Consider the following 6315-nt stretch of genomic DNA (forward strand, 5'->3'; position numbering starts at 1 on the left):
GCGCGACGGCCTGCGGCACGCCGCTGCCTGCCCGGCGCGACGGCCTGCGGCACGCCGCTGCCTGCCCGGCGCCTAGCCATATGGAATGCCCTACCTTTCGGCGCATCGTGCGGGCTGCGGGGTCTGGGGGTGTGGGGGTGGGGAGGAAGAGGATTCCGATGGCATCTGGGGATTAGGTCCAGGCATGTTGTCGTCGACGTCATCGGCACGATGGCGAACTCAGCACCCGCCAAGCTTCATGGAACCGAGCACCCTGCTGAACAGCAGCAGCGGCTACCGCCAACTCCGCAACAGACCTCCGACACCTGGACCCAGGGCCGGGTGCGGGCGGTGCAGGCCGTCAACGCCCAGCTCGTCGAGACCTACTGGCAGGTGGCCGCCACATCGTCAAGTTCGAAGAGGCCGCAGGTGCGCGCCGAGTACGGCAAGGCGCTGACCGACACCCTGGCCGCGACCTCGGCCTGCGCCACGGCAAGGGCTTCCGCCGCAGCAACCTGATCCGCTTGCGCCAGTTCTACCTGACCTATCCCGACCTGGCAACGAAAGGTGCGACGCTGTCGCACCCATTGACCTGGTCGCACATCGTCGAGTGTCTGAAGATCGACGACCCGCTGGAGCGGGGCTTCCATGAACAGCAGGCGCTGCGCGAACGCTGGTCGGTGCGCGAGTGGGTCCGGCAAAAGRACAGTGCGCTMTTCCTGCGCCTGGCGCCAGCCAGGACAAGGCCGGCATCCTGCAACTGGCCAAGGCAGGGCCARRTTGTCGATCGGCACCCAGGATGGAATCCCGAGGCGGCTCGCAACAAGGACATGGGAAACAGATCTGCCARGCTACCTTGAACCCGCTGCGCCGCACAGTTTGAATTTTCKGGAGGGTTTTTCACCCATCTTTGAATTCTCCGGGCCGCGCGGACGGGGGACGAGYCGCCGGCGGGCYCAGGGCGYGAACAGCCGTTCTGGGCCCGTTGCAGACCTCGCCGGGTTCAGCAGGAACGGCRGGTCCCCGCCATCAAGCGGTCGGAGCCTGGAAGTCGGCTTTCGCTGCATGGTGGACAAAGCCGTCATAGCGGAGCCAGCAGATTCAAGCCATCGTTGAACGGGGCCGCTAGGACAGGGCGTGGCGGCACCAAAATCGAAGGCATGAGAAATGCTCCACCTCCATACGTCAACGCCATCTTCGGGAACCTGGCCGAAAACTCGTCAGCGGTCCAAATCTATGCGCCGGGCCATGTGCCAGTGGTTGCGGAAGTGTTTGCGCCCTCGCCCACCGCACAACCGTTCTCCGCGGACTGGTTGCTGTTTCATCAGCAGAGAGTCCCGTTGCTCGCGCGCGAACAGGAGCTCGCGGAACTGCAAGGTTTTCTGGGCGCTGACACGCCGTTTTGCTGGTGGGCCGTCCATGGGCCTGCCGGGGCCGGAAAGAGCAGGCTGGCGTTCGAACTCCTGCGGTGCAATGCCGYATGGCAAGGCGGCTTCGTCCCGGCCTTCCAACAGACGACCGGCGCCATGAGCAATTGGACACCTACCGCGGACACCTTGTGGGTGCTGGACTACGCGTCGGCCGGAAAGGCCCTGATAGATGTTCTTGTCGCCTTCTCTTCCCGCTTTCAACGAGGGCCTCATCGCGTCCGGCTGCTCCTGCTCGATCGTGCCGCAAGCACGCAAACCACGTGGTGGCCTGCACTCTTCGAGCAGGCGGGGCGTTCGGCCCCGCTCTTGCGACAGACCCTGTTCAAGGATCCACTGTCCCTGGAACCGCTGGGCCCGCGCAGCCCGGAACTGCTGGCCAGCTGGCTTCAGGCCGCGGGATGGAGCGCAGACCTAGCCCATGCAAGGTCCTCGGAGGTGGAAACCGATGCGCTGCTGCGCGCGACGGATGGCGGTCGGCCGCTGTTCGTTGCCATGGTAGCGGCGGCGCTATGGAACGAGATGCCGGCAAAGGATGTTCGGCAGCTGCTGCCCAATGGCAGCCTGGACCTGTGGCTCAAGCGGGAACTGCGCCTCCTGCACGACGCCGTGGACGATGCGGAGTTCGCCGCCCTCAGCCGGCTGCTCACGGCGGCCACCCTTGCAGGAGGCCTGCCATGGGCGGAAATGCCCGAGCCGCCGCCCGATGGCATCGACCACGAGCTGTTGCGTCGCGAGATCGAGCGCCACAACCAGAAGTTGCTCCAGTCGCTGTCGGACATGACGCAATGGCCCGCCGCGCTCAACGGCTTGCTGAAACTGGAACGGCACGGCGTGAGCAAGGCCACCCGGTGGGCACTGCGGCCGGACGCGCTTGGCGAGCGCCTGCTGCATCACATGCTGTCCGAATCGATCACGGAGCCTTCGCTGGCACGGGTCCTGCCAGTTCCAAGCCCGGCGCAGCTGTCCCGTCTGGTCCACGGCGCGTCCCGGTTGGGTGCGGGGCACCTGGAGGTCCTGGCGCGGCTGGACGAGGAGGACGCCTTGCTGGCGCTGCGCGCCTTGGCGCGGCACGAGGAGTCAGAGATGGCCGCCGTGATGCGCAGGGCGCGCTTGATCGCACGGATGCGCCGCATGCCGATGCCCCCCCAGTTCCTGGCCTTGCTGAGCGCGGACCTGTGGAAGGCGCGGCATGACCCGATCATTGAGGAGCTTGCGCACCTGATGCACGGCCTGTCGAAGGTCACCAGCAGCGCCGATCCGGCGCTTCGGATTGCGCTTGAGCGTCTCGTCACGGTTTCACAGGACGACGGCCAGGCCGCCCGGCTGCTCTGGCTGGTACCGTTCATGGTGGCCATCGCCGACCTCAAGGGGGTCGCCCTGTATGCGGTGCTTTCTTGGCTGGCCTCATGGGCTGGTTTGGAGAAGGCGACGACTGCGCGAGAGGTGATCCTGACGCTCGAAGTCTTCGATGCGGTTACCAATCACGTCTGGCCGCAGGTGCGCGACCCGCAGGGCATGGTCGACCTATCCCGATTCGATGACGGCTTGCGGTCAGCGAACCTGCCGGAGGCGTTTTCCGACGTGTATCGGCGCTGTGTGCAAGCGAGCGCGCGGCTGTGGCCCGGCCTGGGAGACGAGCAGAAAGAGGAGATCAGCCAGCGCCTGTCCACGACGGCGACGAACGCCAGCTACGTCCTGTTGTCGGGTGGTGCCGCGCCGGAGCCGGCACGGCGTGCCTGGCTCGAAGCCGCAGCCCTGATATCGCGCAACGGGCAGCCCTGGGCGGCGCGTGCGAAGGACGTTAGATCCATTTTCCAGTGCCGGCGTAACTATCTTGCGGCCCTGTCAGCGCTTGACGATGACCGAGAACGCCTTCTGCAAAGCCGGCTTCAGTTCGCGCAAGGATGCGCAGACAGGGGCGCCAAGCGGGAATCGGTGGAATTGCTCAGCGACGGGATCCGTGTGGCTGCGCGCCAGCGCGACCTGCAGGCGATGGGCCGGTTGATGGCCGCCATGATCCAGCACCGTGCCGCGCTGCCCACGGCCTCGGGGCTCCTGAGACAGGACAACATCAGCCATTTCGAGATGCTGGACGGATTGCTGGCCGATGGACGCATCGACGATGCCGTCGAGTTCACCGGAATGTACATTCGTCTGGCATTCGCGTTGCCGGCGGGCGTGGAAGACGGCACGTTGGGGGCACTGGCGGAGCGCCTTGCCGTGCGTGCGCTCGAAGCGGGCCACGGCCCTGCACTGGCAGGCCTGGTCACCGGGATCGAGGACGCGTTGGAAGCGACCGGCGAACATCCGGCCGTCGACACCGAGAGAGCCATCGTTCAGGCCATGATGCGCGCGCACGGCGTCGCGCTGGATCGAGGGTACGTCCTGCCCTGGCGGCACATCCACGCCGAAATCGCGAGTGATCAACCGCAGCTGAAGCAACAGATTGAGGAAATGTATGAGCGACGCCTGGGACTGCCACCGCAGACCCGATGGCTGTTGTTCATCTGGCTGCAGAACGTCGACCGCAAGTGGCTCTCCACCTGGACGCGCGATGGCGAGACCGAGATGCTCATCGAGCTGAATAGACCTGCGTGACGACCGCGCCTGCGCCAACGTTCCCGCCGATGACGTTGATGCCTCCCGCGACCACCGCGCGATGATCGTGAGGTTGCGCTTCCTGCGGAGGGCCCGTCTCCTGCGCCTGCGGGGACGGCGCCTGCAAGCCGGCGGCTCGCATTGCCTGTTTCGCCCATTGCCGGGTCGAGTCAGACAGGACCGGGTCAACCGGACGGCTGCCGAGGGCGGCACCATGCACGTCGCGCCAGCGCGCGAACTCGTCCGCAAACGGCCGCTGCACGCTCTGCGTGTCCGGCCCGAAGCGCAGCAGCCGCAAGCTCGGCTTGAAATGCTGTCCGTCGGCCAAATCGACGGCATCCGAGTCGGCTTCGAGGTGGCGGACCGGCACGCCGGTCACCGTGGCAATGCACCCGCGCGCATAGGTCTCGTCCGCGTCGATGGCCAGAAATGCGACGAGTCGGTTCAGCAGCGCAGTTTCGCGGCGCAGCAACTGCGCATGGTGCGTGTGAAGGATGATGCGCCCCTTCGGGCGCAGCATGTCCCGCACCTCGCGAATCAGGTGGTTCCCCACGACCGGCTTGAGCTGCCGGCGATAGGCGTCTAGGAGATCGAATGACGGATCGGACCATGCCAAGTCATCCAGCGCGCGCAGGAGCGGCAGAAGCGCCGCGGTGTCCGCATGCTCAAGCACCCGCGTTAGGATGACCTCGTGCGTCAATCCCTTGAAGGCCGCCAGTGCGAAGTCGGCCAACCCGCCATCTCCGTTTCCGGAGATGAACACGAGATCGTCATCGACCTGTGACAGAAAGCGGGCAGGCAGGGGCGAAGGCGACCAGTACGAGGGATTTCTCAGCGACGCGCGTCGTTCGTACCCGAAGCCGATGCACAGGACCACGCTCTCGTACTCGTCGGGCAGTGGGGTACCTTCGACCACCAGACGCAGATCCGGTCCCACCGACTGTAGGCCATCGACGCGCGAGCTTGTCCGAACCTCCAGCCTTGTGCGCCGGCATACCTCCTCGAACTGGGAATGCAGGTCGGCGGCCACGCCGTCCGCGGTGCCCGCGGCCCAGTCCATCAATGGCAGGCCCGCGCGCGGTTGCAGGGCGCTGTCAACGGGCCAGTCGAAGATGTGGGGATGCACATAGCGGTCGCGGGCACCCGACTGCAGATGAAGCACCTCATCCTGCCCCTCGAAGATGACGACGCGCAGTTCTGGGGCTGCCACCGCGAGCATCGCCGCCAGCGTCAATCCGCCGATGCCGGCACCGACGACTGCGACTCGACCCGACTCCCGAACGGCGCGCGAGTCGAGGAGGTGGCGCGCGAGCTCGATGGCCCGAACCTGTTGCGAATAGATCGTCACCCGCGATTCGAGGCACCCCAAAAGGTACACGGGGGGGGTGCCGGGAACCCTCGCGCGTGAAACGTCGGCAGACATGTCTGGATGGATGGAAGTCAAGGGGTGCTCAGGTCGGTGCGTTGCCCAAGTCTAGTCGCGCAGAGCGGCATGACGGCCCCGCTTCTCAAGTAGGTGTCGAGGAAGCGCGACGCAGCCGCCCGGAGGACGACACGATCCCCTCCCGTGCGCCAGCCCCCCGCCCTCGCGGCGGAGGCGCCGGACGATGAGGATCAGTAGCCCTTGCAGCGCGTCCGGATCAGGATGTGCGTGCCGTCCTCGCCATCGACGAGGCGGGCATAGATCGTGGCCGGGAAGGACGGATCGTCCAGGGTCACCGACAGGAAGGGCCGGGCCGCCTTGCTGACCTCCTCCACGCCCGCGCCGATTTCCAGGCCACTGCTAGAGACGATGCGACAGTCCAGGGCGCTGTCGCTCGCCTTGTTGCTGGAAAGCGGACTTCGCTCAGTCAAGTCCGGATGTCCGCTTATGGGCCGTGAGCCGTCTCAGCATACCGACCCACGATTGCCCACTGAGACTTGTCCTCCCGACGGAAGGTTCAAGACCTGGGGAGATGCTCAGAAAAGATCTTGCTGTGAGGTTGTCAGGGCCATGAAATTCTCTCCCATCGGCTGGAGGATGGACGCTGTCGCACCAATTGACCTGGTCGCACATCGTCGAGCTGCTGAAAATCGACGACCCGCTGGAGCGGGGCTTCTATGAACAGCAGGCGCTGTGCGAACGCTGGTCGGTGCGCGAGTTGGTCCGGCAAAAGGACAGTGCGCTCTTCCTGCGCCTGGCGCCAGCCAGGACAAGGCCGGCATCCTGCAACTGGCCAAGGCAGGGCCARGTTGTCGATCGGCACCCAGGATGGAATCCCGAGGCGGCTCGCAACAAGGGCTTGGGAAACAGATCTGCCAGGCTACT

The 6315-nt window shown here is 65.8% G+C and carries 6 protein-coding genes; 4 read left to right on the plus strand and 2 right to left on the minus strand.

Going from position 1 to position 6315, the window contains the following annotated elements:
* Nucleotides 1-210 precede the first annotated feature (210 nt).
* The 3 genes from AC1D2K_RS27645 to AC1D2K_RS27655 all read left to right on the plus strand — a co-directional run bounded on the left by AC1D2K_RS27645 (nucleotide 211) and on the right by AC1D2K_RS27655 (nucleotide 4007).
* Nucleotides 211-498, plus strand: a complete 288-nt coding sequence (locus tag AC1D2K_RS27645) for a DUF1016 N-terminal domain-containing protein (protein WP_478092683.1) — start codon at nucleotides 211-213, stop codon at nucleotides 496-498.
* A gap of 5 nt (nucleotides 499-503) precedes the next feature.
* Nucleotides 504-839: a DUF1016 N-terminal domain-containing protein gene (locus AC1D2K_RS27650; RefSeq protein WP_478092684.1), complete on the plus strand. Its 336-nt coding sequence runs from the start codon at nucleotides 504-506 to the stop codon at nucleotides 837-839.
* A 300-nt stretch (nucleotides 840-1139) separates the two neighbouring features.
* A complete protein-coding gene (locus AC1D2K_RS27655) occupies nucleotides 1140-4007 on the plus strand; it encodes a hypothetical protein (protein ID WP_478092685.1) in 2868 nt (955 codons plus the stop codon).
* On the opposite strand, the gene AC1D2K_RS27660 is transcribed toward AC1D2K_RS27655, so the two are convergent.
* Nucleotides 3982-5355, minus strand: coding sequence for an NAD(P)-binding protein (locus AC1D2K_RS27660; RefSeq protein ID WP_478092686.1), 1374 nt, complete (start codon nucleotides 5353-5355; stop codon nucleotides 3982-3984). The genes AC1D2K_RS27655 and AC1D2K_RS27660 overlap by 26 nt on opposite strands.
* A gap of 266 nt (nucleotides 5356-5621) precedes the next feature.
* Nucleotides 5622-5861 carry a DUF736 domain-containing protein gene (locus AC1D2K_RS27665; RefSeq protein WP_478092687.1) on the minus strand — a complete coding sequence of 80 codons (240 nt, stop codon included), beginning with the start codon at nucleotides 5859-5861 and terminating at the stop codon, nucleotides 5622-5624.
* A 185-nt stretch (nucleotides 5862-6046) separates the two neighbouring features.
* Here AC1D2K_RS27665 and AC1D2K_RS27670 point away from each other — a divergent pair.
* Nucleotides 6047-6315 (plus strand): DUF1016 N-terminal domain-containing protein (locus tag AC1D2K_RS27670; RefSeq protein WP_478092689.1); only part of this gene is annotated, 269 nt, incomplete at its 3' end.

It is taken from the genome of Variovorax sp. P1_H12_2 (genome assembly GCF_056405335.1).

What these genes read in the sequence shown, in the direction of transcription:
- AC1D2K_RS27645 (WP_478092683.1), top strand. Translation starts at nt 211, where the DNA reads ATGGCGAACTCAGCACCCGCCAAGCTTCATGGAACCGAGCACCCTGCT.